Origin of the sequence: Sphingobium sp. Leaf26 (assembly GCF_001421665.1) — a bacterium.
Classification (GTDB): domain Bacteria; phylum Pseudomonadota; class Alphaproteobacteria; order Sphingomonadales; family Sphingomonadaceae; genus Sphingobium.
This window is the reverse complement of the sequence record NZ_LMKV01000012.1, coordinates 146,309-170,062: the sequence shown is the minus strand read 5'-3', so window position 1 is coordinate 170,062 and position 23,754 is coordinate 146,309. Positions and strand designations below refer to the sequence as shown.

General features: G+C 65.2%; 22 protein-coding genes and 2 tRNA genes. 15 read left to right on the top strand and 9 right to left on the bottom strand.

Translation table 11 applies throughout. The features are described 5' to 3' along the window. The first annotated feature begins 66 nt into the window (after positions 1 to 66). Complete coding sequence (gene nadB / locus ASE85_RS09745) at positions 67 to 1,671, top strand: L-aspartate oxidase (RefSeq protein WP_056687257.1); 1,605 nt, start codon at positions 67 to 69, stop codon at positions 1,669 to 1,671. A gap of 117 nt (positions 1,672 to 1,788) precedes the next feature. Here nadB and ASE85_RS09740 read toward each other — a convergent pair whose 3' ends face one another. After that, positions 1,789 to 2,631, bottom strand: a complete 843-nt coding sequence (locus ASE85_RS09740) for an alpha/beta fold hydrolase (protein ID WP_056687254.1) — start codon at positions 2,629 to 2,631, stop codon at positions 1,789 to 1,791. Between the two features lie 162 nt (positions 2,632 to 2,793). Here ASE85_RS09740 and ASE85_RS09735 point away from each other — a divergent pair, with 162 nt between their 5' ends. Continuing rightward, positions 2,794 to 3,945: a serine hydrolase gene (locus tag ASE85_RS09735; protein WP_056687250.1), complete on the top strand. Its 1,152-nt coding sequence runs from the start codon at positions 2,794 to 2,796 to the stop codon at positions 3,943 to 3,945. Position 3,946: 1 nt separating this feature from the next. Here ASE85_RS09735 and ASE85_RS09730 read toward each other — a convergent pair whose 3' ends face one another. Beyond that, positions 3,947 to 4,732, bottom strand: a complete 786-nt coding sequence (locus tag ASE85_RS09730) for a transporter (protein WP_056687247.1) — start codon at positions 4,730 to 4,732, stop codon at positions 3,947 to 3,949. Between the two features lie 122 nt (positions 4,733 to 4,854). Between ASE85_RS09730 and ASE85_RS23350 the strand changes: the two genes are divergently transcribed. From ASE85_RS23350 to polA, 6 genes are read left to right on the top strand one after another with little or no spacing between them, the layout of a single operon-like run. Further along, positions 4,855 to 5,109 carry a hypothetical protein gene (locus ASE85_RS23350; protein WP_056687244.1) on the top strand — a complete coding sequence of 85 codons (255 nt, stop codon included), beginning with the start codon at positions 4,855 to 4,857 and terminating at the stop codon, positions 5,107 to 5,109. Beyond that, positions 5,106 to 5,285, top strand: a complete 180-nt coding sequence (locus ASE85_RS23870; protein ID WP_235523464.1) for a hypothetical protein — start codon at positions 5,106 to 5,108, stop codon at positions 5,283 to 5,285. Before ASE85_RS23350 ends, ASE85_RS23870 begins: the two co-directional genes overlap by 4 nt. A gap of 35 nt (positions 5,286 to 5,320) precedes the next feature. Next, a complete protein-coding gene (locus ASE85_RS09715; protein WP_082462743.1) occupies positions 5,321 to 6,586 on the top strand; it encodes a glycosyltransferase family 4 protein in 1,266 nt (421 codons plus the stop codon). A gap of 7 nt (positions 6,587 to 6,593) precedes the next feature. Next, entirely contained in the window at positions 6,594 to 7,115 is a 522-nt protein-coding gene (locus ASE85_RS09710; protein ID WP_056687239.1) for a sigma-70 family RNA polymerase sigma factor, read from the top strand. After that, complete coding sequence (locus ASE85_RS09705; protein WP_056687237.1) at positions 7,105 to 7,830, top strand: anti-sigma factor family protein; 726 nt, start codon at positions 7,105 to 7,107, stop codon at positions 7,828 to 7,830. Before ASE85_RS09710 ends, ASE85_RS09705 begins: the two co-directional genes overlap by 11 nt. A gap of 41 nt (positions 7,831 to 7,871) precedes the next feature. After that, positions 7,872 to 10,655, top strand: coding sequence for a DNA polymerase I (gene polA / locus ASE85_RS09700; RefSeq protein ID WP_056687234.1), 2,784 nt, complete (start codon positions 7,872 to 7,874; stop codon positions 10,653 to 10,655). Between the two features lie 37 nt (positions 10,656 to 10,692). Here the strand turns inward: polA and ASE85_RS09695 are convergent, their stop codons facing one another. Both ASE85_RS09695 and ASE85_RS09690 read right to left on the bottom strand, forming a co-directional pair. Next, a complete protein-coding gene (locus ASE85_RS09695; protein WP_056687231.1) occupies positions 10,693 to 10,998 on the bottom strand; it encodes a TFIIB-type zinc ribbon-containing protein in 306 nt (101 codons plus the stop codon). Then, complete coding sequence (locus ASE85_RS09690; protein WP_056687227.1) at positions 10,998 to 11,708, bottom strand: Bax inhibitor-1/YccA family protein; 711 nt, start codon at positions 11,706 to 11,708, stop codon at positions 10,998 to 11,000. Before ASE85_RS09690 ends, ASE85_RS09695 begins: the two co-directional genes overlap by 1 nt. A gap of 420 nt (positions 11,709 to 12,128) precedes the next feature. Here ASE85_RS09690 and cysS point away from each other — a divergent pair, with 420 nt between their 5' ends. Continuing rightward, positions 12,129 to 13,643 carry a cysteine--tRNA ligase gene (gene cysS / locus ASE85_RS09685; protein ID WP_056687223.1) on the top strand — a complete coding sequence of 505 codons (1,515 nt, stop codon included), beginning with the start codon at positions 12,129 to 12,131 and terminating at the stop codon, positions 13,641 to 13,643. Between the two features lie 82 nt (positions 13,644 to 13,725). Next, positions 13,726 to 16,662 (top strand): CHAT domain-containing protein, encoded by a 2,937-nt coding sequence (locus tag ASE85_RS09680; RefSeq protein WP_056687220.1) that lies wholly within the window; start codon positions 13,726 to 13,728, stop codon positions 16,660 to 16,662. On the opposite strand, the gene ASE85_RS09675 is transcribed toward ASE85_RS09680, so the two are convergent. Then, entirely contained in the window at positions 16,659 to 18,533 is a 1,875-nt protein-coding gene (locus ASE85_RS09675) for an ABC-F family ATP-binding cassette domain-containing protein (protein ID WP_056687217.1), read from the bottom strand. The two genes, ASE85_RS09680 and ASE85_RS09675, sit on opposite strands and share 4 nt — an antisense overlap. Positions 18,534 to 18,968: 435 nt before the next feature. On the opposite strand from ASE85_RS09675, the gene ASE85_RS09670 reads away from it, so the two are divergent. Beyond that, positions 18,969 to 19,991: a hypothetical protein gene (locus ASE85_RS09670; RefSeq protein ID WP_056687214.1), complete on the top strand. Its 1,023-nt coding sequence runs from the start codon at positions 18,969 to 18,971 to the stop codon at positions 19,989 to 19,991. A gap of 165 nt (positions 19,992 to 20,156) precedes the next feature. On the opposite strand, the gene ASE85_RS09665 is transcribed toward ASE85_RS09670, so the two are convergent. The 3 genes from ASE85_RS09665 to ASE85_RS09655 all read right to left on the bottom strand — a co-directional run bounded on the left by ASE85_RS09665 (position 20,157) and on the right by ASE85_RS09655 (position 20,800). Continuing rightward, a complete protein-coding gene (locus ASE85_RS09665) occupies positions 20,157 to 20,477 on the bottom strand; it encodes a DMT family transporter (RefSeq protein WP_056687211.1) in 321 nt (106 codons plus the stop codon). Between the two features lie 104 nt (positions 20,478 to 20,581). Continuing rightward, positions 20,582 to 20,657 (bottom strand) — tRNA-Lys (locus ASE85_RS09660). Between the two features lie 56 nt (positions 20,658 to 20,713). Further along, positions 20,714 to 20,800: transfer RNA gene (locus ASE85_RS09655), tRNA-Tyr, on the bottom strand. Positions 20,801 to 20,903: 103 nt separating this feature from the next. Between ASE85_RS09655 and rlmB the strand changes: the two genes are divergently transcribed. Beyond that, positions 20,904 to 21,644: a 23S rRNA (guanosine(2251)-2'-O)-methyltransferase RlmB gene (gene rlmB / locus ASE85_RS09650; RefSeq protein ID WP_056687208.1), complete on the top strand. Its 741-nt coding sequence runs from the start codon at positions 20,904 to 20,906 to the stop codon at positions 21,642 to 21,644. Between the two features lie 29 nt (positions 21,645 to 21,673). Then, positions 21,674 to 22,417 carry a hypothetical protein gene (locus tag ASE85_RS09645; protein WP_056687205.1) on the top strand — a complete coding sequence of 248 codons (744 nt, stop codon included), beginning with the start codon at positions 21,674 to 21,676 and terminating at the stop codon, positions 22,415 to 22,417. A gap of 21 nt (positions 22,418 to 22,438) precedes the next feature. Here the strand turns inward: ASE85_RS09645 and ASE85_RS09640 are convergent, their stop codons facing one another. Then, positions 22,439 to 22,756 carry a 2Fe-2S iron-sulfur cluster-binding protein gene (locus tag ASE85_RS09640; RefSeq protein WP_056687202.1) on the bottom strand — a complete coding sequence of 106 codons (318 nt, stop codon included), beginning with the start codon at positions 22,754 to 22,756 and terminating at the stop codon, positions 22,439 to 22,441. A gap of 91 nt (positions 22,757 to 22,847) precedes the next feature. Here ASE85_RS09640 and ASE85_RS09635 point away from each other — a divergent pair, with 91 nt between their 5' ends. Both ASE85_RS09635 and ASE85_RS09630 read left to right on the top strand, forming a co-directional pair. Then, positions 22,848 to 23,465 (top strand): DNA-3-methyladenine glycosylase family protein, encoded by a 618-nt coding sequence (locus ASE85_RS09635; RefSeq protein WP_056687199.1) that lies wholly within the window; start codon positions 22,848 to 22,850, stop codon positions 23,463 to 23,465. 3 nt (positions 23,466 to 23,468) lie between these two features. Then, the gene (locus tag ASE85_RS09630; protein WP_056687196.1) at positions 23,469 to 23,687 is read left to right on the top strand and encodes a hypothetical protein; all 219 of its coding nucleotides are present in this window, start codon (positions 23,469 to 23,471) and stop codon (positions 23,685 to 23,687) included. Positions 23,688 to 23,754: the final 67 nt, after the last annotated feature.

Here is a 23,754-nt window from a genome sequence, read left to right as displayed (position 1 = left end):
AACGCCGTAATTTTATGGTCTCCTCCCGCCTGCGGGAGGGGAGTAAGTAAGAAGCAGCAATAAATAATGCCCACCATCACCCATGACGTCATCATCATCGGCTCCGGCGCGGCGGGGCTGACGGCCGCCATCAACCTGGCGCAGGACCGCAAGGTGCTTGTGCTGGCCAAGGGCGCGCTCGATGGTGGCTCCACCAACTGGGCGCAAGGCGGCATTGCTGCCGTACTCGACGCGGGTGACAGTTTCGAGGCGCATGTCGAAGATACGATGATCGCGGGCGCCGGACTCAACAATCTGGAGACGGTGCAGTTCGTCGTCTCCGAAGCCCCCGCCGCGATCGAGCGGCTCGCCGATCTCGGCGTCCCGTTCAACGGCGGCGAGGCGTTCGGCAAGCGCTGGGATCTGACGCGGGAGGGTGGCCACAGCCATCGCCGCATCGTCCATGTCGATGATGCCACCGGCCATGCCGTTCAGGTCGCGCTGCTCAAGGCCGCCCGCGCCAACCCGAACATCACCCTGATGGAGGATATGGTCGCGATCGACCTCATCACCTCCCGCCATGGGGAACGCTATTCGGGCGACGGCCATGTCTGGGGCGTCTATGCCTTCAACCGCCAGACCCAGCGGGTCGATGCGCTGCTCGGCCGGGCGACGATCCTGTGCACCGGCGGTGCGGGTCGCACCTACCTCTTCTCGACCGCCCCGCGCGGCGCGACCGGCGATGGCATCGCCATGGCCTGGCGTGCGGGCTGCCGCGTGTCGAACATGGAAATGAACCAGTTTCATCCGACCTGCCTCTACAATCTGGAGGTCAAGAATTTCCTGATCACAGAAGCCGTGCGCGGCGAAGGCGGCCATCTCAAGCTCCCCCCCGGCGTTCCCGGCGGCGGCGAGCGGTTCATGCCCCGCTTCGACCCGCGTGAGGAACTGGCACCCCGCGACATCGTAGCCCGCGCCATCGACCATGAAATCAAGCGGCTCGGCCTCGACTATGTGCATCTCGACATCAGTCACAAGCCGCCGGAGTTCGTGAAGCACCATTTCCCGACCATCTACGCCCGGCTGCTCGACCTCGACATCGACATCACGAAGGAGCCGATCCCGGTCGTCCCGGCGCAACATTATACCTGCGGCGGCGTGGTGATCGACCTGGACGGCCGCACCGACCTGCCCGGCCTCTATGCCGCCGGTGAAGTGAGCGAAAGCGGCCTGCACGGCGCGAACCGCCTCGCCTCCAACTCGCTGCTCGAATGTTTCGTCTTCGGCGAGGCGGCGGCCGAGCATATCCGCGCCAACTGGAACGACCTTCCCGCCCCGCCGGCGATCCGGCCATGGGACGACAGCCGTGTCACCAACGGCGACGAGGAAGTCATCGTCCAGCATAACTGGAAGGAAATCCGCCGCTTCATGTGGGACTATGTCGGCATTGTCCGCACCACCAAGCGGCTGGAGCGCGCCCAGCACCGCATCGACCTCCTCTCGAAGGAAGTCGATGAATATTACGGTAATTTCCGCGTCACGCCCGACCTCATCGAACTGCGCAACCTGCTGGAAGTGGCGCGTCTCGTCGTCCGCTCCGCCCTCCACCGCAAGGAAAGCCGGGGTCTCCACTACACGCTCGACTATCCGGATACGCTGGCGGACGCGGTGGATACGGTTCTCGCTCCATAAAAAATGGCGCAGTCGTCCGGGGAGACGCCGCGCCATGAGGCATGGGGATGGACGCGCTGCAACCGCATCCGGTTATGCTTTCCTGCTCCCGCTTTCCCCGTCATGGTTTGGGCCGTGTCAAACGGCCAGAAAATCCTTGAGCAGCGCGTTGAAGCGGACAGGCTGATCGGCCATCACCATATGGCCACTCGGCCCCAGCGGTTTCAGCACCGCCCCCTTCTTGCCTGCGTACCCACTCTGGAAACTGCGGGTAATCGACGCCGCCTGCTGCGCATCGCTACCGACTGCATAGACCACCTCCAGCGGCATGGTCAGTCGCGGCAATTGCGGGCCAAGATCGGTATTGGCCAGATCGCGCAGCGCGTTGGCGATGACATCGGGGTCGCTGCCCTTCGCCCCCGGCGCCTGCGCGACGATCTGCGCCAGATAACGGCGGCCCGCCTGCGTTCCGGTGAAATAGCCGCTCAACTGGTCGGCCAGATAGCCCATGCCGCTGGCCGTCCCGCCCACCATCGCCGCGCCGGCCGGCAGCATGTCGACCACCATCACCCGGCTCGCCAGCCCTTTCAGGCCCAGCAGCATCGCCAGCGTGCCCCCCATGCTGTGCCCGACGATCGCCGGGCGCTTCAGGCCGGCGGCGGCGACATAGCGGGCGATCTCGTCCGCGATCGGTTGAAGCAGCGTACCGCTGGCATTGCCCTCCGGCGTCAGCCCCGCAAAGCCGCGCACATGCACCAGATGATAGCGATGGCCCGGCACCCCGCCCAGCACGCCGTTCCAGATTCCCGGCCCACTGGCAAGGCCGGGAATAAGGATCACGTCTCGGCCTGCGCCACGCACATTCATGGCGATGCGCCGCGAAACAAAGGGCGCACCCCATGCCGCCCCACCCTGCGTCATCAGGCCCGTCGCCATGGCGCCCAACAACAGCGTCCGCCTGTCCAGTCCGTTCATCGTCATGCGCCCGCTATTGACCCTCTGCCCCTGAACCGCAACGGGACGTCAGGCGGTTGCATCGTTCAGCCTCCTTACATCGCATTTGTGGAATCATTCGTCGCATGGGTCTTGCCGGACGATCGGCGGACCGCCCCTATTGTACCTTGAAAGAGTGCGGGGACGCTAATGAGATCGAATGAAAACCGGGCGGCTTCGGCGCGCCTGGTCCTGTTGGTTGCGGCATTGTCCGCCTGTGTAAGCGCACCCGAGCCGCCCCGCGCGCAGGCGGCCTCCGCCATACCGCAAAAGCCGATCCCCGGCCGGCCGCAGCCGACCACGAACACCTGGCCGATCCGCCCAGTCGCCAACCCGCCACTGCCCTATCGCGACATCGACCAGAATGAGATGCCTCCCCCCGCGCTGGTCAGCGTCGTGCGCAACCTTGGCCAAAGCTTCAGGGGCAAGGTCGGCATCGCCGTCCGCCGAGTCGGCGCGGACTGGACCGTAGCCTGGAACGGCACCTCGCTCTTCCCGCAGCAGAGCGTGTCGAAACTCTGGGTGTCGATGACCTTCCTCGACGCGGTGGATCGCGGCAAGCTGCGCATCACCGACACGACCACCATCACCCGCAACGACCTGACCCTGTTCCACCAGCCGTCCGCCGCATTGGTCGCGCAGAATGGCGGCTGGACGACCAGCTATTCCGACCTGATGCGCCGCGCGATGACGCAGAGCGACAATACCGCCAACGACACGCTGCTGCGCGCCGTCGGCGGGCCGGAAGCGGTGCGCAGCTTCCTGGCGCGACGGATGATCAAGGATATCCGCTTCGGCCCCGGCGAACGGCTGCTGCAATCGACCACGGCCGGTCTCGACTGGCGACAGGATTATGCGATCGGCCGCAACTTCTACACCGCACGATCGAAACTGCCCATGTCCGTGCGGCAAAAGGCGCTCGACAATTATCTGGCTAGCCCGCCCGACGGCGCAGCGCCCTCCTCGATCGTTCAGGCACTGGCGAAGCTGAAGCAGAACGACATGCTTTCCCCGGCCTCCTCGCGCCTGCTGCTCTCGATCATGTCGGAAGCCAAGACCGGGCCGCAACGGATCAAGGGCGGCGTACCGCACGGTTGGTCCTATCTACACAAGACCGGGACCGGTCAGGATTTGCCGCCCCGCTCCACCGGCTTCAACGATATCGGCATCATGACAGCACCGGATGGCACCAGCTATGCCGTTGCGGTGATGATCGGATCGACCACCGTCGCCATCCCCGAACGGTGGGCGCTGATGCAGGCAGTGGCCAAGGCCGTCGTCGCCAACCACGAACCGCGTTGAGTCAGAATCGCCTGACGAGGCCGAAATAGACTTCCTCGTCCGGGCTGTCCGCATTCAGCCCGGCATTGACGCCGATGTCGAACTGCATGTCGTCACTCGGCTGCCAGCCAAAGGACAGGCCGGCCAGCGCTTCGGTGACGTGACCGGCCGGATCATCGTCCCGCATCAGCGACGCCTCGATCGTGCCGGACAGGCTATCGCTCAGATCAAAGCCCAGTCCGGCCACACTGCCATAGGCGACATGGCGCCCGGACCGATCCTCATCGACCGCCGCGTCGATCTCCGGCACCCATTCAAGCGACAGGCCGTGGCCAATGTCGAAGCTGACCGGCAGCAATAGCCCGGCACCCCAGTCACCATCCCCAATGGCCGATCCGCCGGTCGGCACAGAGGCATAGGGCATCAGCGCCACCGAAAAGCCGGACCCGTCAGGATTGCCGAGGTTGCGTCGCAACGCCACCCGCACATCGCCGACCCCGCTATCCTTCTCGACAGTCCCGCTCACCCGATCGCGCATGCGCACATGCCCATAGGCGGTCCAGCCGACTTGCGCCTCCAGATGGTCGGCCAGACCCAGCCGCACCAGCATGTCGCCGGCCTGGATCATGTCGGTCCGGCTTGCCTGGTCCTGTTCCCGTGTCCAGTCGCCCAGCCCCAGTTCCACCACGACATGTCCCTTGTCGACCGTACAGGCCGGCGTCCCCAGCCCCGGCCGATCTGCACATAGATCGCGTGGTCTATCTTCCTGTGCCAGTGCCATCGCGGGCATCAGCGCGACCAGTATCATGCAAATCCGCTTCACCCTTATTCCCCCTCTTGTTATCAAACCGCTTAGCAGGAAACAGACCGGAAATAATCGACTTACTGCACGCAATCTGGCCAAAGGCGCCTCTGCGGCACGAACCGGCCATGGCTTGGGGCCGATCTCTGTCGAAGCCGATCACCGCGCCCACCATCGACGAAGGCGAATGCGTTGCGTCGGTCCTGCTGGCGATCCTGATCGCCCATCTGCTCGGCCCGACCCACATCTCCTGGGCGGCCTTTGCCGGCTATATGGTCATGCGCGGCCATGCCGCCGAAACGCCGATGCGCGGCGTGCTGGCACAAGGCGCGATCCTGCCCATCGCTATATCGGCACGCAATTCACCCTCGCGGTGCTGGTGACGCTGGCACCTGATCGTTATGACGCGGCCGAACGCCTGCCCGCGCTGGAGCGGCTGACTGCGATCTTCATCGGCATCGCCATGCTGCTGCCGGTGCTGTTGATCGGCCATGCTTTCGGCATTCGCCGGCCAGCCACGCCCGTCACCTCCGCCCAGGACGAAGCCAGCGGCGTCTGATGGAATAAGCCTCGTCCGGCAGGCGTATACCGGACATGAACACCCTCTTGCCTGCCCCTATCTCCTCGCGGGTCGTCCCAATCCGCCCGGCCGCAGCCCGCGTCAGCCCGATTCGCATCGCCCTTTTTTCCGGCAATTATGACTGCGTCCGCGACGGTGCCAACCGCGCGCTCAATCGCCTCGTCGCCTATTTGCTGCATCGAATCGGCGCACAGGTCCGCATCTACTCGCCCACCGCGCCGCAGCCCGCCTTCGCGTCGGTCGGCGACGTCTGTTCGGTACCCTCGCTCAGCCTGCCCGGTCGCCCCGAATATCGTCTCGCCATCGGCCTGACGCACGGGGTACGCCGCGATCTCGATGCTTTCGCGCCCGACATCGTTCATCTCTCCGCCCCCGACCTGCTCGGCCGTCAGGCGCAAAAACATGCGCAGGCGCGCGGCATCCCCGTCGTCGCCAGCCTCCATACGCGCTTTGAAACCTATCTCGATTATTATCGCCTCGGCTTCCTGCGTGGACCGATGGAGCGCTATCTCGATCGCTTTTATGGCGATGCCGACTGCATCTTGGCGCCAACTCTACCGATCCGGGACGAGATGGCTGCGCGCCATGGTGAAGCGAAAGTGGCTGTCTGGGGCCGGGGCATCGACCCCACCCAGTTCGCCCCGACGCTGCGCGACCCAGCCCTCCGCTCCGCGCTCGGCCATGAGGATCGGGAGGTGGTGCCGCTGTTCTTTGGACGACTGGTCCTTGAAAAAGGACTGGGCATCTTTGCCGACGTCATCGCCGCCATAAGGGCGCGCGGACATCAAGTCCGCCCGCTGATCGTGGGCGAAGGCCCCGCCCGGTCCTGGCTGGCGCAGCGCCTGCCCAACGCCAACTTCATGGGTCATCTGAGCGGTACCGACCTTGGCCGCGCGGTGGCGAGCGCAGACCTTCTCATCAACCCCAGCGTCACCGAAGCCTTCGGCAACGTCAATCTGGAGGCGATGGCATCCGGCCTGGCCGTCCTGTCGGCCGACGTGCCCAGCGCCGCCAGCCTGATCGACGCCGGCCGCACCGGGTTGCTGCTGCCACCAACTGACGCGGGTGCCTACGCCAATGCCGCGTCGATGCTGATCCGTACGCCAGCCCGCTTCGCCGCCATGCGTCAGGCAGCCGCCGTCGCGGCCAGCCGTCATCGCTGGGACGACGTGTTGCAATCGGTCGTGCGCGCCTATGCCGGGCTGCTCGGCACTCCTGCCCCGATCGATCGGCAGGCGCCTATGACCGCCGCTTGCCCGGCGCGCGCCGGAACCGGATAAGCCAGCTATGGACGACGTGCACGACATGGAGGCGGACCTGCTGGCGATGCGCCGCTATGCGCGCGCGCTCGCCCGTGACGATGTCGATGCCGACGATGTGGTTCAGGATGCGCTGCTGCGCGCGATCGAGCGCAAGGCGACCTATCAGCCCGACCGCAGCCGCACGCGCTGGCTGCTGGGGATCGTCCATAATGTCTTCGTATCCGGCAAGCGGCGCCAGGCTGCCGAAACGCGCCGGAACGACCGGTTCGCCGAAACACTGCTATCCAGCGTCGATCCGCAGCAGGAAGACCATATGCGGCTGGCGGAGATTGCGCACGGTTTCGCCACCCTGCCCGACGCCCAGCGCGCGGTGTTGCACCTGACCGCGATCGAAGGGCTGGGCTATCAGCAGGCGGCCGACATATTGGGCATCCCGATCGGCACGGTCATGTCACGCCTGTCGCGGGCGAGGGCGGCGCTCCGGGACGGAAACACAGAAAAAGGCCATCCGCACCTGCGGCTGGTGGGAGGACAGGATGACCAATGATGTGAACGCGCTGGAAATAGACGCCTATGTCGATGACCAGTTGGACCTGTCCCGCCGCTTCGTGGTGGAGACACATCTGTCCCGCCACCCCGATCAGGCGGCGCAGGTCATGGCCGACCTGTCGACCCGCAGCGCTCTGCGGCTGATGACGCCACGCTCCGACGCGGTACCACCGGCCATGGCCGACGCAGCCGCCCGGTTGCACGCCGCGCCTGTCCGGCCACGCTGGCGCCGTGCCCTGCCATTGCTTGCTCCGCTTGCGGCAGCAGCCGGTCTGGCCCTGGCCTTCCTGCCTCCCTCTGGCCCGCCTGACTATGTCGACTATGCGGTCAATTCGCATCGCATCGCGATGATGCGCGCAGCCATGGTGTCACAGGTGGAAACGCCCAGATATGACGCCCGCGAAATCGCGTCCAACACCCGCATCGCCATGCCGCATCTGCCCGACGACTGGCGCGTCACCGACGTCCAGCTCTTCCCCACCGAGCGCGGCCCGGCGCTGGTGGTGGCGGTGAAGACGGAGGGCGGCCAGAATTTCTCGCTCTTCGCCCTGCGCGATCGCAGCCGTGCGCCCGAACGGCCCGACGCGGTGCAGGAAGGCGCGGAATCGGTCGCCTATTGGCGGCGCGGCGACATGTCCTATGCACTGACCGGCAGTGGTGAACCGCGCCTGATGGACGCCACGGCGGAGGCATTGACGCGCGACTGGTCCTGAAGGCTGGAGGGGGCGCTCTTTACCCGCTATCCCCTCCACCCATGACCCAGAATCACCTCTATCTCGTCGACGGCAGCGGCTATATCTTCCGCGCCTATCATCAGCTTCCGCCGCTCACCAACCAGCATGGCCAGCCGGTCGGCGCGGTCTATGGCTATACGACGATGTTGTGGAAGCTGGCCGAGGAACTGGGCAAGGCGGAAGGCCCGACCCACCTCGCCGTCGTTCTGGACAAGGGGTCGCACACTTTCCGCAACGACATGTACGACCAGTATAAGGCGAACCGCCCGCCCGCGCCGGAGGATCTGGTCCCGCAATTCCCGATGATCCGCGACGCGACCCGCGCCTTTTCCCTCCCCTGTATCGAGGAAGCCGGGTTCGAAGCCGACGACATCATCGCCAGCTATACCCAGGCCGCCGTGCGCGCGGGATGGCATGTCACCATCGTCAGTTCCGACAAGGATCTGATGCAGTTGATCCAGCCCGGCGTCGACATGTACGACACGATGAAGAATGAGCGGCGCGGCGCGGACTATGTGGTCGGCAAGTTCGGCGTGCAGCCCGAGCAATTGGGCGATGTGCTGGCGTTGATGGGCGACAGCGTCGACAATGTCCCCGGCATTCCAGGCATCGGTCCGAAGACGGCGGCGAAGCTGATCACCGAATATGGATCGCTGGAAGCCGCGCTGGAGGCTGCGCCTGCGATGAAGAAGTCGAAGATGCAGGAAAACCTCATCGCCCATGCGGAGATGGCCCGGCTGTCGCGGCGGCTGGTGGCGCTGCATGACAGCATGGATCTGCCCGAACCGCTGGACGATCTGACGCTCAAGGGCATCCCGAAGGAGCCTTTGCAGGCATTCCTGTCGCATCATGGCTTCAAGACGCTGCTCAACCGCCTTGGCGCGCCGGCTGCTGCCGTAGCGGTGGCCGCAGCCAGCGCCGTCAGCGCGGAAGCCGCGGCCGCTGCCCCGGCGCGGGCGGAAGAACCGGCGATAGACCGGAGCCTCTATGAAACCGTCGTGACGGCAGAGGCGCTCGATCGCTGGATCGCCGCCGCCTATGCCGAAGGGCTGGTCGCGGTGGACACCGAAACCGACATGCTGGACGCCGTGTCCTGCCAACTGGTCGGCGTCAGCCTGGCGACCGGGCCGAACAAGGCCTGCTATGTTCCGGTCGGGCATGGCGGGACGGATATGTTCGCGGAACGGCCCGAGCAGTTGGACAAGGCGCTAGTCATTGCGAAGCTGAAGCCGCTGCTGGAGGATGACTCCGTCCTCAAGATCGGCCAGAATCTGAAATATGACCTGACCGTGCTGCGCCGTCACGGGATCGAGATCGCGCCTTATGACGACACGATCGTCATGAGTTTCGACCTCGACGCCGGGCAATCGCTGGCGGGTCATGGCATGGACGAGGCGGCGAAGACGCACCTCGACCATCAGTGCATCAGCTTCAAGGAGGTGGTCGGCACCGGCAAGAGCCAGATCAGCTTCGCCGAAGTCCCCCTGCCCCGCGCCACCGAATATGCGGCCGAGGATGCCGACGTTACCCTGCGCCTGTGGAAGCGGTTCAAGACGCGCGTCGCCAATGAAGGGGCGAACCGCGTCTATGAACTGGTCGACCGCCCGCTGGTCGGCGTGATCGCCCGGATGGAGCATCGGGGGATCAAGGTCGATCGCGAGCATCTGTCCCGCCTGTCGGCCGAGTTCACCGCCGGCATCGCCGCACTGGAAACCGAGATTCACGCGATCGCCGGCCAGCCCTTCGCCATCGGATCGACCCAGCAGCTCGGCGCGATCCTGTTCGACAAGATGGGCTATAAGGGCGGCAAGAAGGGCAAGTCGGGCGCTTATTCCACCGACGTCACCATCCTGGAGCAATTGGCAGCACAGGGCGCTCCGATCGCGGGCAAGGTGCTGGAGTGGCGGCAGCTATCGAAGCTCAAATCGACCTATACCGACGCGCTTCAGGCGCAGATCAACAAGGATACGAGCCGCGTCCATACCAGCTACTCGCTGACCGGCGCGCAGACCGGACGCCTGTCCTCGACCGATCCCAACCTCCAGAATATCCCGATCCGCACCGAAGTCGGCCGCCAGATCCGCCACGCCTTCGTCGCGGAACCGGGCAACGTCATCCTGGCGGCGGACTATAGCCAGATCGAATTGCGGCTGGCGGCGCATATGGCCGATGTGCCGGCGCTCAAGGAGGCGTTCGCCGCAGGCGAGGACATCCACAACCGCACCGCGCAGGAATTGTTCGGCGAGGTCAATCGCGACACGCGCGGCCGGGCTAAGACGATCAATTTCGCCATTCTCTACGGCATTTCGCGCTGGGGGCTGGCCGGGCGGCTGGAAATCAGCGCGGACGAGGCGCAGGACATGATCAGCCGCTATTATGAGCGCTTCCCCGGCATCAGCGTCTATATCAACGAGACGATCGAGAAGGTTCGGGAACGCGGCTATACCGAAACGCTGTTCGGCCGGAAGACATGGTTCCCGCGCATCAAGGCATCGGTCCAGCACGAACGGCAGGGCGCCGAGCGCGCCGCGATCAACGCCCCGATCCAGGGTACCAGCGCCGACATCATCAAACGGGCGATGGCGCGCATGGGACCGGCGCTGGAGGCGGCGGGCCTGCCCGACGTCAAGATGCTGCTGCAAGTGCATGACGAACTGGTGTTCGAACTGCCCGAAGGTGATGTGGACGCCGCCAGCGCGGTCATCCGGCAGGTGATGGAGAGCGCGGCCGAACCGATCGTGACGCTGAGCGTGCCGCTGGGTGTGGAAATCGGGACCGGACCGAGTTGGGGCGCGGCGCACTGAAAGCAAAAGGCCGGTCCTTCGTCAGGCCGGCCTTTCGTCAATCGAACAGCTCTTCCAGAAAGCTCTTCTTGCGCTTCTTCGGGTAGCCGCGCCCGTTGTCGCGACCGTCATCACGATAATCCCGGTCCGGGCGATAGCTTTGCTGGGCGAAGGGTGCGGGTTGGGGCGTGGGGGCGCTTGCCGACCCGGATCGCTCGATGATCTTGTCCAGTTCGCCCCGGTCCAGCCAGACACCCCGGCATTGCGGGCAATAGTCGATTTCGACCCCCTGCCGGTCCGTCATGGCGAGGCCGACATGACAGACCGGGCAGAGCATCGCCGACACCATGGCGGGATCGCGCATTATTCGCGCTCACCCGTCAGGCTGAGCAGCATCTGGAACAGGTTGACGAAGTTCAGGTAGAGCGACAGCGCGCCCATGACCTGCATCTTCCCTGCGACTTCATGGCCGGCATAGTAGAAATATTCCGACTTGATGCGCTGCACGTCCCAGGCGGTAAGGCCGGTGAAGACCACCACGCCGATGATCGAGATGACCATCGCCATCGCTGACGAGCCGATGAAGAGGTTGATGAGGCTGGCGACGATGATGCCGATCAGGCCCATCATCAGGAAGCTGCCCATTTTCGTCAGGTCACGCTGGGTGGTATAGCCCCACAGCGCCATGGCGAGGAACATGACCGCAGCCGAGAAGAAGGCCTGGGCGATGCTGCCGCCGGTGAAGACCAGGAACACGCTGCCCAGCGACACGCCCATGACGGCGGCGAAGGCGTAGAAGGCGGTGCGGGCGCCAGAGGTGCTCATCTTTTCCATGCGGAAGCTGAAGAAGAAGACGAAGGCCAGCGGCGCGAAGATCGCGACCCATTTCAGGGGCGTGCCGTAGATGGCGGCGGCCAGCGCCGGGGTGTTGCCGACCAGAGCGGCGACCAGACCGGTGATGACCAGGCCGATGCCCATATTGCGGAAGACGCCCAGCATGTGCGCACGCAGGCCGGCGTCGGTCTGCGCCGTCTGGCTGGCACCATAGCCCGGCATGCGAACGGGATTATTCATGGGTTACACTCGCTCCATTCAAAATGGCCAAAACAGTTGGTTCGAGTGGCCCGGTGCGGTCTCCTGCGGCGACGAGAGGGGGCAAATCGCCGCAGAACCTGCACCGGGCACACCCGATGCGGTCCGACATCGCGACAGGGATCAGGGGGAAATCCATGTCGCCAGAGGGGCCCGGCCCGCATCGACAATATCGGATGCCCCATGCGCGGCCGCAAGGGATCGGCCGCTGCGCAACATTTTATTACAATCGGGCAGGGTCTTGACGGTCGCGGATGGGGTCCGGTCGTCGCCAATGAGACAGCGAGTGAGACACCCAAATCGCCTGCGCAATTTCATTACTTAGCTAACTAAATAATTCTCTGCATCGTGATGACCGGGAAGGATTGACCCCTGCCCTGCTTCGCGACATGGCTGGCCACCATGTCCGACGACCAGCACATCCCCGCGCCGCTGCGCCTGTTCAACAGCCTGACCCGCACGATCGAGCCGTTCGCGCCGATCGAGGGCCGTCATGCGCGCGTCTATAGCTGCGGCCCGACCGTCTATAATTACGCCCATATCGGCAACCTGCGCGCCTATGTCTTCGTCGACACGCTGCGCCGGACGCTGTTGTGGAAGGGGCTGGCCGTCACCCAGATCATCAACATCACCGATGTCGGCCATCTGACCAGCGACGCCGACGCCGGCGACGACAAGATGGAGGCAGCGGCGAAGGCGAGCGCGCGCAGCATCTGGGACATCGCCGCCCATTATACCGAGGCGTTCAAGTCCAATATCGCCGACCTCAACATCCTGGCGCCCAGCGAATGGACGGTCGCGACCGATTATGTGCCGCAGATGATCGCCTTCGCCGAAAAGATTGCGCCGGATCATTGCTATGAGCTGGAGAGCGGCCTCTATTTCGACAGCAGCAGCGTGCCGGATTATGGCGCGCTGGCCGGTGGCCGCGATGATGCGGCGCACGCACGGATCGATCCTGTCGCCGGCAAGCGCAACCCGTCCGACTTCGCCATCTGGCGCAAGTCGCCGCCGGGCGAGCAGCGCCAGATGGAATGGGACAGCCCCTGGGGCAAGGGCGCGCCGGGCTGGCATCTGGAATGTTCGGTCATGTCGCAGGCGCGGCTTGGCCAGCCGTTCGACATTCACACCGGCGGCATCGACCATCGCGAGATCCATCACCCGAACGAAATCGCCCAGAATCAGGCCTTTCATAGCTGCTGCGGCGAACCCGATGCGGCGGCGGCGGGCTTCACCGGCGCGCGCTGGTGGATGCACAATAATTTCCTGGTGGATCGTCAGGGCAAGATGTCGAAGTCGAAGGGCGGCTTCACGACACTGTTCAGCCTGATCGACGCGGGCGTCCATCCGATCGCCTACCGCCTGCTGTGCCTTGGCGCGCATTACCGGTCGGAACTGGAGTTCAGCGCGGACAATCTGGCGGCGGCGCTGACGCGGCTCAAGCGGCTGGTCATGGGCGTCGAGGGCTTGAAGGCGCGCGCCGAGGGCGTGACCTGGCAATCGCCGCGGCTCGATTATCTGCGCGCCAATCTGCACCCGAAGCTGGCGCCGCTGCTGGAGCAGTTCGACGCGGCGATCGCCGACGACCTGATGACGCCGCGCGCGCTGCCGCTGCTGGAGGAAGCCGTTGGCATGAAGAAGGTGCCGGTGGACGAGAAGCTCTGCCTGATCGCCGCCTTCGACCAGGCATTGGGCCTCAATCTGCTGACGCTTGGCCGCGCCGACCTGCGCGTCCAGCCCAGGGATGCGCAGATCATGCCGGAGGAGATCGAGGCGGAACTGGAGCGCCGCACCGCTGCCCGCGCCGAAAAGAATTTCGCCCTGTCCGACGAGATTCGCGATGCCCTGATCGCCCGCGGGGTCGAGGTGATGGACGGCGATCCGTTGCGCTGGGACTGGCGGCTGACGCTCGCCTGAGCAAAACGGGGCGCGGCGTCCCCTTGACGCCCGCCCGCACCGGACCCATGAGACGCGAGGGTCGCGCCATGGTGGGGGTAAGATGAGACTTTCCGCTGCTGTTTCGGCTATCCTGCTGACGCTGGCCCTGCCTGCGCCATGCGCCCTTGCCGCGCCACCCGCCGGCTTTTCCACTACCGATCCCCGTCATGCGCGGCTCCGTGCACTGGAGCAGCAGGCGTCGGACCTGTTCAACAGCGACGATTATGCCCTGTCCATGTCGCAAAAGACCCGCGACGCCTGGAACCGCCTGCACGCCGCCGCCATGCGGGTCAGGATCGACGGAAAGCCCCATCCGCTCGCCGGGGTGGCGCTCATCAACCTGTCCTCCATGGACCAGATCGACGGCAAAAATACCGACGCCCTCACCCGGTCGAGCGAGGGCCTCACGCTGTTGGCGCCCTTTGCCGATGCCTATCCGGTCGCCTGGATGCAGGGCCTGTCGATCAAGGGGTTCATTCAGGCGGCGTTGGGTGACGTGACCGGTGCGGCGGATACGCTGGCGCAAGCGAGCGGCTATATGGACCTCTATATCGCCCGCACCCCGGCCGACCGGCAGGATGAATCGACCCAGATGCTGCGGTCGAACATCGCCTTCTCCCATGCGCAGGCGCTGACCCGGCTCGGCCGCAATGACGAGGCGGTGGAGGCGCAAAAGGCCAGCATGGAGGCGCGCATCCTGGCGGCCGGACCGAACAGTGCGGACACGATCGGCTCCTATTACAGCTATGCCCAGATGCTCGCCCGCGCCGACCGCGACGCGGAGGCGGAGACATATGCCCGCATGGCGGTGGATATCGCCACCGACCATGTCGATCGCAAACATCCGAGCTACGCCCGCGCGCTGGAGGCGCTGGGCCTGCTGCTGTCCCGTACCGGCCGGCGGACCGAGAGTCTGGACTATCTGCAACGCGCCATCGCCATCAAGCGCGAGACGGTCGGCACCAGCAGCCTCTATTTCCAGTTCGGCCTGCAAAATCTGGGCACGGTCCTGCTGCCGCTGGAACGCTATGCCGACGCGGAGTCCCTGTTCATGGAGGCCGAGCGCGGCTTTCGCGGGCTGGAGGGCGAGGACAGTCCGCAATCCGCCCGTGCGCTGGCGTTTGCCGCATCGGCCGCGCTGGCCGAGGGACGGCGCGAGCAGGCCGTCGAGCGGCTGACGGATGCGCTGGCGCGCGTGCATGCCGGGTCGGACAAGGACCGCGACATCGGCCAGCGCGTCTATCCCTATCTTGTTCCGGCCCTGATTGCGGCGAAGCGGGGCGACGATGCCCGTCGCGCCGCCGACGCCTTCGCCGCAGAGACCCGGCAACTCGACAATGCGCCCGCCATTCCGCTGGCGCAGGCGGCGATGCTGGTCGCCTGGACCCGGCAGGATCAGGCGGCGTTGGGGCCGGCCGCGCGCCAGCTTGCGGGCCTGTTGCGCGACAATGCCAGCGTCAATGACGATGGCGAGCTGAACGAGGAGCAGCGCGCCGCGCTCGACACGATCCTGGCGGTGGCCGTCGAGACGCAGGACGGCGCGCTGGCGCTGGACGCGATGGCGATCCTGGCCGGGTCGCGGATCGCGCAGGCCAACCGGCTGGTGGCGCAGCGGCTGGTCGCCGATCCGGCCCTGGCCGCGCGCGTGCGCAGCCTTCAGGACCGGACCAAGAGGTTGCAGGCCGCCGACAGCCATTTGCTCAAAGCGCTGGCGATCGACAGCGGCGTGGCCGAGGCGCGCGCGGACCGTGCCACCGTCGCGACGGAGGTGGATGCCGAGCGGACCGCCATCGCCCGCGACTATCCGCGCTGGGTGGAGGCGCATGGCGGCGCGCGGCCCGATCTTGGCGCGCTGCGTGCCAGCCTTGGCAAGGATGAGGCGTTGCTGGCGGTGATGCCGGCCTTTGACGGGGTCTATCTGCTCGCGGTCGGCAACGACGCCGTGCATGTCGAGCGGGCGCAGATGGACCGTGCCGGGCTGGTGGCGCTGGTGGGGAAATTGCGCGGTTCGCTCACCCCGGCGGGTTTCGACCGGTCCAGCGCGCACAGCCTTTACCGCCAGATCTTCACGCCCGGCATCCTCGCGACACTGGGCAAGGCCAGCAGCCTGCGCATCGTGCCGACCGGCGCCTTCGCCTCCCTGCCCTTCTCCATGCTGCCGCAGCGGCCGGTGGAGACGGTGACCCGCACGACGCCATGGCTGATCCATCGCTTCGCGATCGAGGTGCAGCCCGGTTTCTCCACCGGCGGCCGGCATCGGCACCAGCTTGCAGCGCGCGACCAGCGTTTCCTGGGCATCGGTGCGCCACAATCGTTCGGCGTTGTCCGGTCTGAGGCTGTTGCGCGCGGCGATGGCCCGCCGCTGGCGGTCGATCCGTCCGCCCGCAATGGCGACACCGCACAGGCCTTGTCGCATTTGCCGCCGCTGCCCGGATCGCAGGCGGAGTTGCAGGCGGTCGCGCAGCGTTTCGGGTCGGCGCGCACCACCTTGCTGCTGGGCGCGCAGGCCAATGAGCGCGCGCTGCGCACGCTGGACCTGTCCGGCTATGGCGTCATCCTGTTCGCAACGCATGGGCTGGTGAGCGGCGAGATGGAGGGGGTGAGCGAACCGGCGCTGGTCCTGTCGCCGCCGGCGGCCCACGATCGCCAGGATGACGGCCTGTTGACCGCGTCGGAGGTGGCGACGATGCGGATCGGGGCGGACTGGGTCATCCTGTCCGCCTGCAACACGGCGGCGGGCGACAACGGCCAGTCGCCGGCCTATTCGGGCCTCGCCCAGGCGTTTCGCTATGCCGGGGCGGGATCGCTGCTGGTGTCGCACTGGCCGGTGCGGGACGATGCCAGCGCCTTCGTCACGCTGGAGACGGTGAAGGGCGCCCGTCGCGGCCTGCCCCGGCCGGTGGCGTTGCAGCGGGCGATGCTCAAGCTGATCGCGTCGAAGCATCCCAATGCGGTGCAGCCCTATATCTGGGCGCCCTTCATCCTGATGGGGCGTTAACCCGCTTCCAGCGCCGCGCCGGCTTCCATCCAGATTTCTTCGGCCGTCGCCAGCTTCTTTTCGACCTCGGCGCGCTTCACCATCAACTGGCTGCTGGTCATCTTCGCTTCCGCCCCGGTCGCCGTCTTCGGGTTCGACAGGGCGGCGTCGATCCGGCCGCGTTCGGTGGTCAGCGCGGTCATCTCGCGCTCCGCCTTATTCACCGCGTTCTTCAGCAGCTTCTGCTTTTCGCGCCATTCGGCGGCGGCTTTCTTGTCGGCCTTGCGATCGACCTTGGGCGCGTCTCCGCCGCTGCTGCTGGCGTTGCCGTCCGCCTTGCGCAGGATGATGTCGGTATAATCGTCCAGGCTGCCGTCGAACGGCTGGGCGGTGCCGTTGTCGACCAGCACCAGACGGTCGGCGACCAGTTCGATCATGTGGCGGTCATGCGATACGATGACCACCGCGCCGCTATAGTCGTTCAAGGCCTGGACCAGCGCCTCTCGACTGTCGACGTCGAGATGGTTGGTCGGTTCGTCGAGGATCAGCATGTGCGGCGCGTCGCGGGTGATGAGGGCCAGCGCCAGACGGGCGCGCTCGCCGCCCGACATGGAGCCGACCTTCTGCACCGCGCGCTCGCCGGAGAAACCGAAGCGGCCGAGTTGGGCGCGCACCGCGCCGGGCGTCGCGCCCTTCATGACGCGGGTCATATGTTCCAGCGGCGTGTCGGTGACGTCCAGTTCCTCCACCTGATATTGGGTGAAGTAACCGACGTTCATCTTGGGGCTGGAGGCCATTTCGCCTTCCATCGGGGCGAGTTGCGCGGCGATCAGGCGGGCCAGCGTCGTCTTGCCGTTGCCGTTGCGGCCGAGCAGCGCCAGCCGGTCGTCCGGGTCGATGCGCAGGTTGATGCGGCGCAGGATCGGCGTGTCGGTGTAGCCGACCGAGGCCATGTCCATGGTGATGAGCGGCGGGCGCAGTTCGGCGGGACTGGGGAAGCCGAAATGCAGCGTGGGATCTTCGATCGCGGCGGCGATGGGCTGCATGCGGGCCAGCGCCTTGGCGCGGGACTGGGCCTGTTTCGCGGTCGAGGCGCGGGCCGAGTTGCGGGCGACATAGTCCTGCAACTTCTCGCGCTCCGCCTGCTGCTTGGAGCGGGCGGCTTCCTGCTGGGCGAGCCGCTCGGCGCGCTGCCGCTCGAAGGCGTCGTAGCCGCCGGGGTAGAGGGTGACCTTCCCCCCTTCCAGATGGAGGATATAGTCGACCACATTGTTGAGCAGGTCGCGTTCGTGGCTGATGACGACCACGGTGCCGCGATAGGCTTTGAGAAAATTCTCCAGCCAGAGCGTGGCTTCGAGGTCGAGATGGTTCGACGGTTCGTCCAGCAGCAGCAGGTCGGGGTTGGAGAAGAGCAAAGAGGCGAGCGCCACGCGCATCTTCCAGCCGCCCGAATAGCTGTCGAGCGGGCGGCCCTGCATTTCCTCGTCAAAGCCAAGGCCGACGAGGATGCGGGCGGCGCGGGCCGGGGCGGTATAGGCGTCGATCGTCGTCAGCCGCTCGTATATGTGGCCCAGGCGATCGGGGTCTTGCGTATGCTCCGCCTCCGCCATCAAAGTGGCGCGTTCCTTGTCGGCTTCGAGCACGGTGTCGAACGGGGTCGCGGTGCCGGACGGGGCTTCCTGCGCGATATAGCCCAGCCGCGTGTCGCGGGGCATGTCGCACGACCCCTCGTCCGGGTCGAGCTGGCCGATCATCACCTTCATCAGCGTGGACTTGCCCGCGCCGTTGCGGCCGATGAGGCCGACACGGCTGCGCGGCGGCAGCGCGGCGGCAGCGCGATCGAGAATGACGCGGCCGCCCAGGCGCACGGTGATGGAATTCAGATTCAGCATGGGCGCGCCTGTAGCAGAGGTGTGGCGAGGCGCAAAGGCGGGAGGTGGCGTTTTGCAAGAGGGTCATGGAATGCGAAGTTCATACCGTCGTGGCGGACGCAAAAGCGTGGGCACAGACGGGTGCCGTGGATTTCGCAATAGGAAAATTTCTGCAAAGTACGGCCCGTACCGGTGCGAAGGCGGCGCGGGGTGGATGAAGCCGACGGTGGGAAAGAGCCAGCGGGAGGATGACATGGATTGGGGAGTGTAGGACAGCGGGATGTTGTGGCCGGTTGCGAGACAAGCAACCGCACAGCTTTTTAACAACCAAAGCTAACGCCTTAATACAAGTTGTCGCCTTTTCACTGGTGCGAGGGTAGCCAGATGCGATTGGCTCGCTAACATCTGGGCATGAGCATCAGCGCAAACCTAATCCCCCGAAATAGACTGAGATGGATGCCGCGCCCTCTCCGGCTTGCTCATGAGTACAGTTTTTTCCTTCACGATGAGTGCGTGCGCATCCTGTGCGACTACGAAAGCGCGAAGGCACATGTCGTCACAATCACCTTCAAGAATGAGGACGAGACAGCGCTCTTCAACGCGAGCGATAGCGCTAATGGCCCCATCGCTGCGATGCGCGCGGCCGGATATGAGGCAGAGGCACGCCGGGTGATAATTAACCAGATTACAATGGCAATGGTGTCCGACTGCCTTCACCATATTCACGAGGCGCTCCGGTGCCTTGAGAAGCGAAAAATTGTGGTCGCCGCTAACCTACTCCGCAAACCTCTGACCGACAACCTACTCTACCTTTCGTGGATGCTGGGGGACGAGGACGGGTTCTATGAGGCATTTTCGACCAACAGCCCTAACGCGCTGACATCCAAAAGGCTCAAAGAGCGTCGGGCGCAAATCCTAGGCGATGCGCTGACGAGAACGCGGGTTGCTTCCGTTATCGACAGCGTGTTTATCGACGAAACCCTCTTCGACAGGAAAAATCCTTACGGCCTGCAACTGCTCTTCCAGCATGCCGTGCATCTCATCACCGTCGATAGGATAGAACTCAGGACGTCGCCGGAGAACTTCAACTTCATCTTCGCGAATCTGGAGAACGACGACAACTACCACGCGGTCTACGGAGCGCTCCCGCACATCCTCCTCTACTTATCGCATGTGGTCATGGGACTCTTCGAACGCATGCACCCACCTGAGGGTGGAAGCATGCTGGCCTTCGAGGCCCGGTCGATTCTCGGCTACTTGCTCCTAGAAGAGGGCGATAAGGCAGCAACTGTCCTGAGTATCTTAGGAAAGTTGCCCCCAATAGCTTGCGACCATTGTGGCCAACCACTTCGCATCACCCGCCATAACGCGGCGCGAATGATCCTTTCGGAAAGTGTGCGCTGTACCAAATGCCGCATGGTCCAGCCCTTTCCGCTTTCTTGGATGTTCGATTCGGACTTCATTCAGGCCACCGAATAGCGATAGGTCTGGCTCTGATCTTGGAAGATTGCCATGATGTGGCCATCTGTGGCCATGTTCTACGCCGTTGAAACCCAAGTCTACATCTCGGCCAATCCGCGACCGCATGTTTTGAGCCGGTCGACATGAACGAACGGGGTGCGATCTAGACACCCTCGCCGCCCCTCACCCGTTCCCAAACACCTTCGTCCCCACGACCCCCACCACGATCATCGCCATGAAGCCCGCCTGCACCATATTCACGCGGTCGCCGAAGACGATCATGCTGCCGATGATGACGCCCACGGCGCCAAGGCCGGTCCAGACCGCATAGGCGGTGCCGGCGGGGATGCCTTTCATCGCGAGGGCGAGCAGGCCCATGTTGAGGAAGCTCAAAGCAATCGGCACGGCGGAGGCTTGCCAGCTACCTATGGTGGCCGCCCATTTCAGGCTCAAGGCCCAACAGATTTCAGTGAATACGGCAATGCCGAGGATGAGCCACGCCATGGGGCGCTTCCCTTTCATACAGGGCGGGCTCGGAAAGGCGGCGCGCTGGCCGGAAACCCGAAAGAGGCGGCGCGCCGGAGGACCGTTGTTCTAAGGAAGGAGGGTGGTGGACACACTTGGGCTCGAACCAAGGACCCGCTGATTAAGAGTCAGCTGCTCTACCAACTGAGCTATGTGTCCACACTGGCCTGCCTCCGCCCCTCCGTGGAGGGGGTGACTGCATCGGCCCGATGCAGTGGTGGACAGGGCTGGATTCGAACCAGCGTACGGGAAACCCGGGCAGATTTACAGTCTGCTGCCTTTAACCACTCGGCCACCTGTCCAGTGCCCTGCGCGGCGGAAAATTGCGTTCCCGCTGCGTTGGAGGCGGCTCAATGGCGAATGGAGACTTGCCTGTCAATGGCCTGATGTGAAAAGAGCGAAATCATGAAAAAGCCCAATCGCTCCACCAAGCCCAAGAGCGCCTTTCCGCGCTTCTATGGTCGTCATGCCGTCATCGCGGCGCTCGCCAACCCCGACCGCATCGTGCGCAAGATATGGGGGACGCGCGAGGCGCTCGGCGCCCTCGACCTGCCGCCGGTGCTGCCGATCGTCTATGCCGACGTCGCCGACATGGGCCGCATGGTCCCGTCCGACGCGCCGCATCAGGGCATCGTCGCCGAAGTCGAGCCGCTGGACGATGTCTGGCTGGGCGAGATTCTGGAACAGGGGCAGGACGACAAGCGGCCGATCCTGGTGCTGGATCAGGTGACGGACCCGCATAATGTGGGCGCGATCCTGCGCTCCGCCGCCGCGTTCGACGCCTTGTGCATCGTGACGCAGGACCGGCATGCGCCGCCCGAATCGGGGGTGCTGGCGCGGGCGGCGTCGGGCGCGCTGGAAAGCATGCCGTGGGTGCGGGTGGTGAACCTGGCCCGCGCGCTGGAGGAAATTGCCGAGGCCGGTTACTGGCGCATCGGGCTGGACGGCGAGGCGGACACCACGCTGGGCGAGGCGATCGGCGAATCGCGCGTCGCCCTGGTGCTGGGCGCCGAGGGCGAAGGCTTGCGTCATAATACCATCGCCCATTGCGACATTATCGCCAAACTGCCGATCAGCCCGCGCATGGAGAGCCTGAACGTCTCCAACGCGGCGGCGATCGCGCTCTACGCCGCGACGGTCGGCTGACGGGGGCTTTGACACGGGGGAGAGAGGCCATGGGCCGGCTGTATCGCACTTTGGGGGCGCTGGCGGGGCTGCTGGCGCTCTCCGCCTGTCTGGTGACGCCGGGCCGGTTCGAATCGAGCCTGGACATCCGCGCCGACCGCAGTTTCAGCTTCGCCTATAAGGGCGAGATACTGGCGTCGGACATGGGGAAGGAGGCGCTGACGGGCGCGTCTTCGTCCAGCGACGATGCGGCGGAGGGTGAGGCGGAGAATAGCCCCACGATGATGCAGATCGCGGCGCAGGATGAGGATTTCAGCGACGCGGTCGGCAAGGACGACAAGAGCGACGAGGCGCAGATGCAGGCGATCGCGGCCGCGCTGGGCAAGGAGAAGGGGTTTCGGTCGGCCCGTTACATGGGCAACCACAAGTTCGAGATCGACTATGCGATCACGGGCCGGCTGGACCACGCCTTCCTGTTTCCGTTCAACATCGACGCGCAGATCGTGCTGCCCTTCGTCGCGGTGGAGATGCGCGGGGACGACCGGGTGCGGGTGAAGGCGCCGGGATTCGCCAACGGGTTCGACAAGAGCCAGGGGCCGGCGGGCATGGGTAGCGCCGGGGATGAGGCGGCCAAGGCGCTGAACGGCACCTTCACGCTGACAACGGACGCGGAGATCGTCAGCCAGAATCAGGAAGAAGGCGCGGACACCACGCCGCAGGGCAAGCGGATCGTCTGGACGATCACGCCGCTGACCAGCGACGCGCCGGCCGCGACGTTGCGGGTGAAGCGGTAGCCCGGCTTCACCCGCGCGGGATCAGTCTTCCGGTGCGATGGTGACGCGCAGGCCGTCCAGCGCGTCGTTCAGCACGACCTGGCAGGACAGGCGGCTGCTGTCGTTGCGATGATCGCTGCTGTCGAGCAGGTCGTTTTCGTCCTCGCTCATGGCCGGCAGAGCGTCGGCGAAGGCCGGGTCGACATAGACATGACAGGTCGCGCAGGAGCAGCAGCCGCCGCACAGCGCCAGCAATTCGTCAAAGCCGTTGTCGCGGATGACTTCCATCACCGACAGGCCAGTGTCGCCATCGACAGCCTGTTCTTCACCCGAACGGTTGACCACGATCAGTTTCGGCATCTACCCTATCCCCTCAAAATTTTTTCTGCTCTGACGGACAGGGAGCGGGAAATCAAGAGGCCAGTAAATCAAAGGTCTGGGCGACGGCAATATGGTGAACAGTGTCGATCAGTTGCGGACGAGCCTGGATGCGATCGCCGCGCTGGAGCCGGGCTTCGTGGCGGCGATCGCGCGGGTCGGCTACCCGGCGCCGCGGGTGCGGGAGCCGGGCTATGAGACGCTGCTGCGTACGATCGTGGGCCAGCAGGTGAGCGTGGCGTCGGCCGCGGCCGTGTGGCGCAAGCTGGAGGCGGAACTGGGCGAAGGCTGCGCGCCGCAAGCGTTGCTGGCGCGGGATTTCGATGCGTTACGGGCATGCGGGCTATCGCGGCAGAAGCAGGGCTATGCCCGGAGTCTTGCCGAACTGGTGGTGGCGGGGGCGCTCGACCTCCATGCCCTGCCCGCCGATGACGAGACGGCGATCGCACAACTGGTGCAGATCAAGGGGATCGGGCGGTGGTCGGCGGAAATCTACCTGTTGTTCGCGGAAGGACGGCCGGATATCTGGCCCGCCGGCGATCTGGCGATACAGATAGAGATTGGCCGGATATTGGGCATGGCCGAAAGGCCGAGCGAAGCAATGACCCGACAAGTCGCCGAAGCCTGGCGCCCGCATCGCGGCGCCGCCGCGATCATGGCCTGGCACCATTATAACACAGAGGTACTCTGATCCATGTCCCTGCCCCACGCCCGCTATATCGTCGTGCCCCATGAGGGCGCGTGGAAGATCAACCTGAACAATCAATATTATGGCCCCTTCGCCACCGAGGCGCTGGCCGTGGCAACCGCCACCGATACCGCGCGCAAGGCCGGCGATGCAGGCTATCCGGCGTCGGTGCTGCTGATGGCCGGCACCAAGTTCGAGACTGTGTGGACCAATGTGCCGGAATAGATCCTTGCCGGATGCCATGGCGGTGTTTTAGCGCTCAACAGGGAACCGAACCGCTGCATCGGACTTT

Excerpts from the sequence above, each read along its gene's own strand:
- nadB (WP_056687257.1), top strand. The coding sequence starts at position 67 with ATGCCCACCATCACCCATGACGTCATCATCATCGGCTCCGGCGCGGCG.
- ASE85_RS09740 (WP_056687254.1), bottom strand. The coding sequence starts at position 2,631 with ATGACGATGAACGGACTGGACAGGCGGACGCTGTTGTTGGGCGCCATG.
- ASE85_RS09735 (WP_056687250.1), top strand. The coding sequence starts at position 2,794 with ATGAGATCGAATGAAAACCGGGCGGCTTCGGCGCGCCTGGTCCTGTTG.
- ASE85_RS09730 (WP_056687247.1), bottom strand. The coding sequence starts at position 4,732 with ATGATACTGGTCGCGCTGATGCCCGCGATGGCACTGGCACAGGAAGAT.
- ASE85_RS23350 (WP_056687244.1), top strand. The coding sequence starts at position 4,855 with ATGGCTTGGGGCCGATCTCTGTCGAAGCCGATCACCGCGCCCACCATC.
- ASE85_RS09715 (WP_082462743.1), top strand. The coding sequence starts at position 5,321 with ATGAACACCCTCTTGCCTGCCCCTATCTCCTCGCGGGTCGTCCCAATC.
- ASE85_RS09710 (WP_056687239.1), top strand. The coding sequence starts at position 6,594 with ATGGACGACGTGCACGACATGGAGGCGGACCTGCTGGCGATGCGCCGC.
- ASE85_RS09705 (WP_056687237.1), top strand. The coding sequence starts at position 7,105 with ATGACCAATGATGTGAACGCGCTGGAAATAGACGCCTATGTCGATGAC.
- polA (WP_056687234.1), top strand. The coding sequence starts at position 7,872 with ATGACCCAGAATCACCTCTATCTCGTCGACGGCAGCGGCTATATCTTC.
- ASE85_RS09695 (WP_056687231.1), bottom strand. The coding sequence starts at position 10,998 with ATGCGCGATCCCGCCATGGTGTCGGCGATGCTCTGCCCGGTCTGTCAT.
- ASE85_RS09690 (WP_056687227.1), bottom strand. The coding sequence starts at position 11,708 with ATGAATAATCCCGTTCGCATGCCGGGCTATGGTGCCAGCCAGACGGCG.
- cysS (WP_056687223.1), top strand. The coding sequence starts at position 12,129 with ATGTCCGACGACCAGCACATCCCCGCGCCGCTGCGCCTGTTCAACAGC.
- ASE85_RS09680 (WP_056687220.1), top strand. The coding sequence starts at position 13,726 with ATGAGACTTTCCGCTGCTGTTTCGGCTATCCTGCTGACGCTGGCCCTG.
- ASE85_RS09675 (WP_056687217.1), bottom strand. The coding sequence starts at position 18,533 with ATGCTGAATCTGAATTCCATCACCGTGCGCCTGGGCGGCCGCGTCATT.
- ASE85_RS09670 (WP_056687214.1), top strand. The coding sequence starts at position 18,969 with ATGCCGCGCCCTCTCCGGCTTGCTCATGAGTACAGTTTTTTCCTTCAC.
- ASE85_RS09665 (WP_056687211.1), bottom strand. The coding sequence starts at position 20,477 with ATGGCGTGGCTCATCCTCGGCATTGCCGTATTCACTGAAATCTGTTGG.
- rlmB (WP_056687208.1), top strand. The coding sequence starts at position 20,904 with ATGAAAAAGCCCAATCGCTCCACCAAGCCCAAGAGCGCCTTTCCGCGC.
- ASE85_RS09645 (WP_056687205.1), top strand. The coding sequence starts at position 21,674 with ATGGGCCGGCTGTATCGCACTTTGGGGGCGCTGGCGGGGCTGCTGGCG.
- ASE85_RS09640 (WP_056687202.1), bottom strand. The coding sequence starts at position 22,756 with ATGCCGAAACTGATCGTGGTCAACCGTTCGGGTGAAGAACAGGCTGTC.
- ASE85_RS09635 (WP_056687199.1), top strand. The coding sequence starts at position 22,848 with ATGGTGAACAGTGTCGATCAGTTGCGGACGAGCCTGGATGCGATCGCC.
- ASE85_RS09630 (WP_056687196.1), top strand. The coding sequence starts at position 23,469 with ATGTCCCTGCCCCACGCCCGCTATATCGTCGTGCCCCATGAGGGCGCG.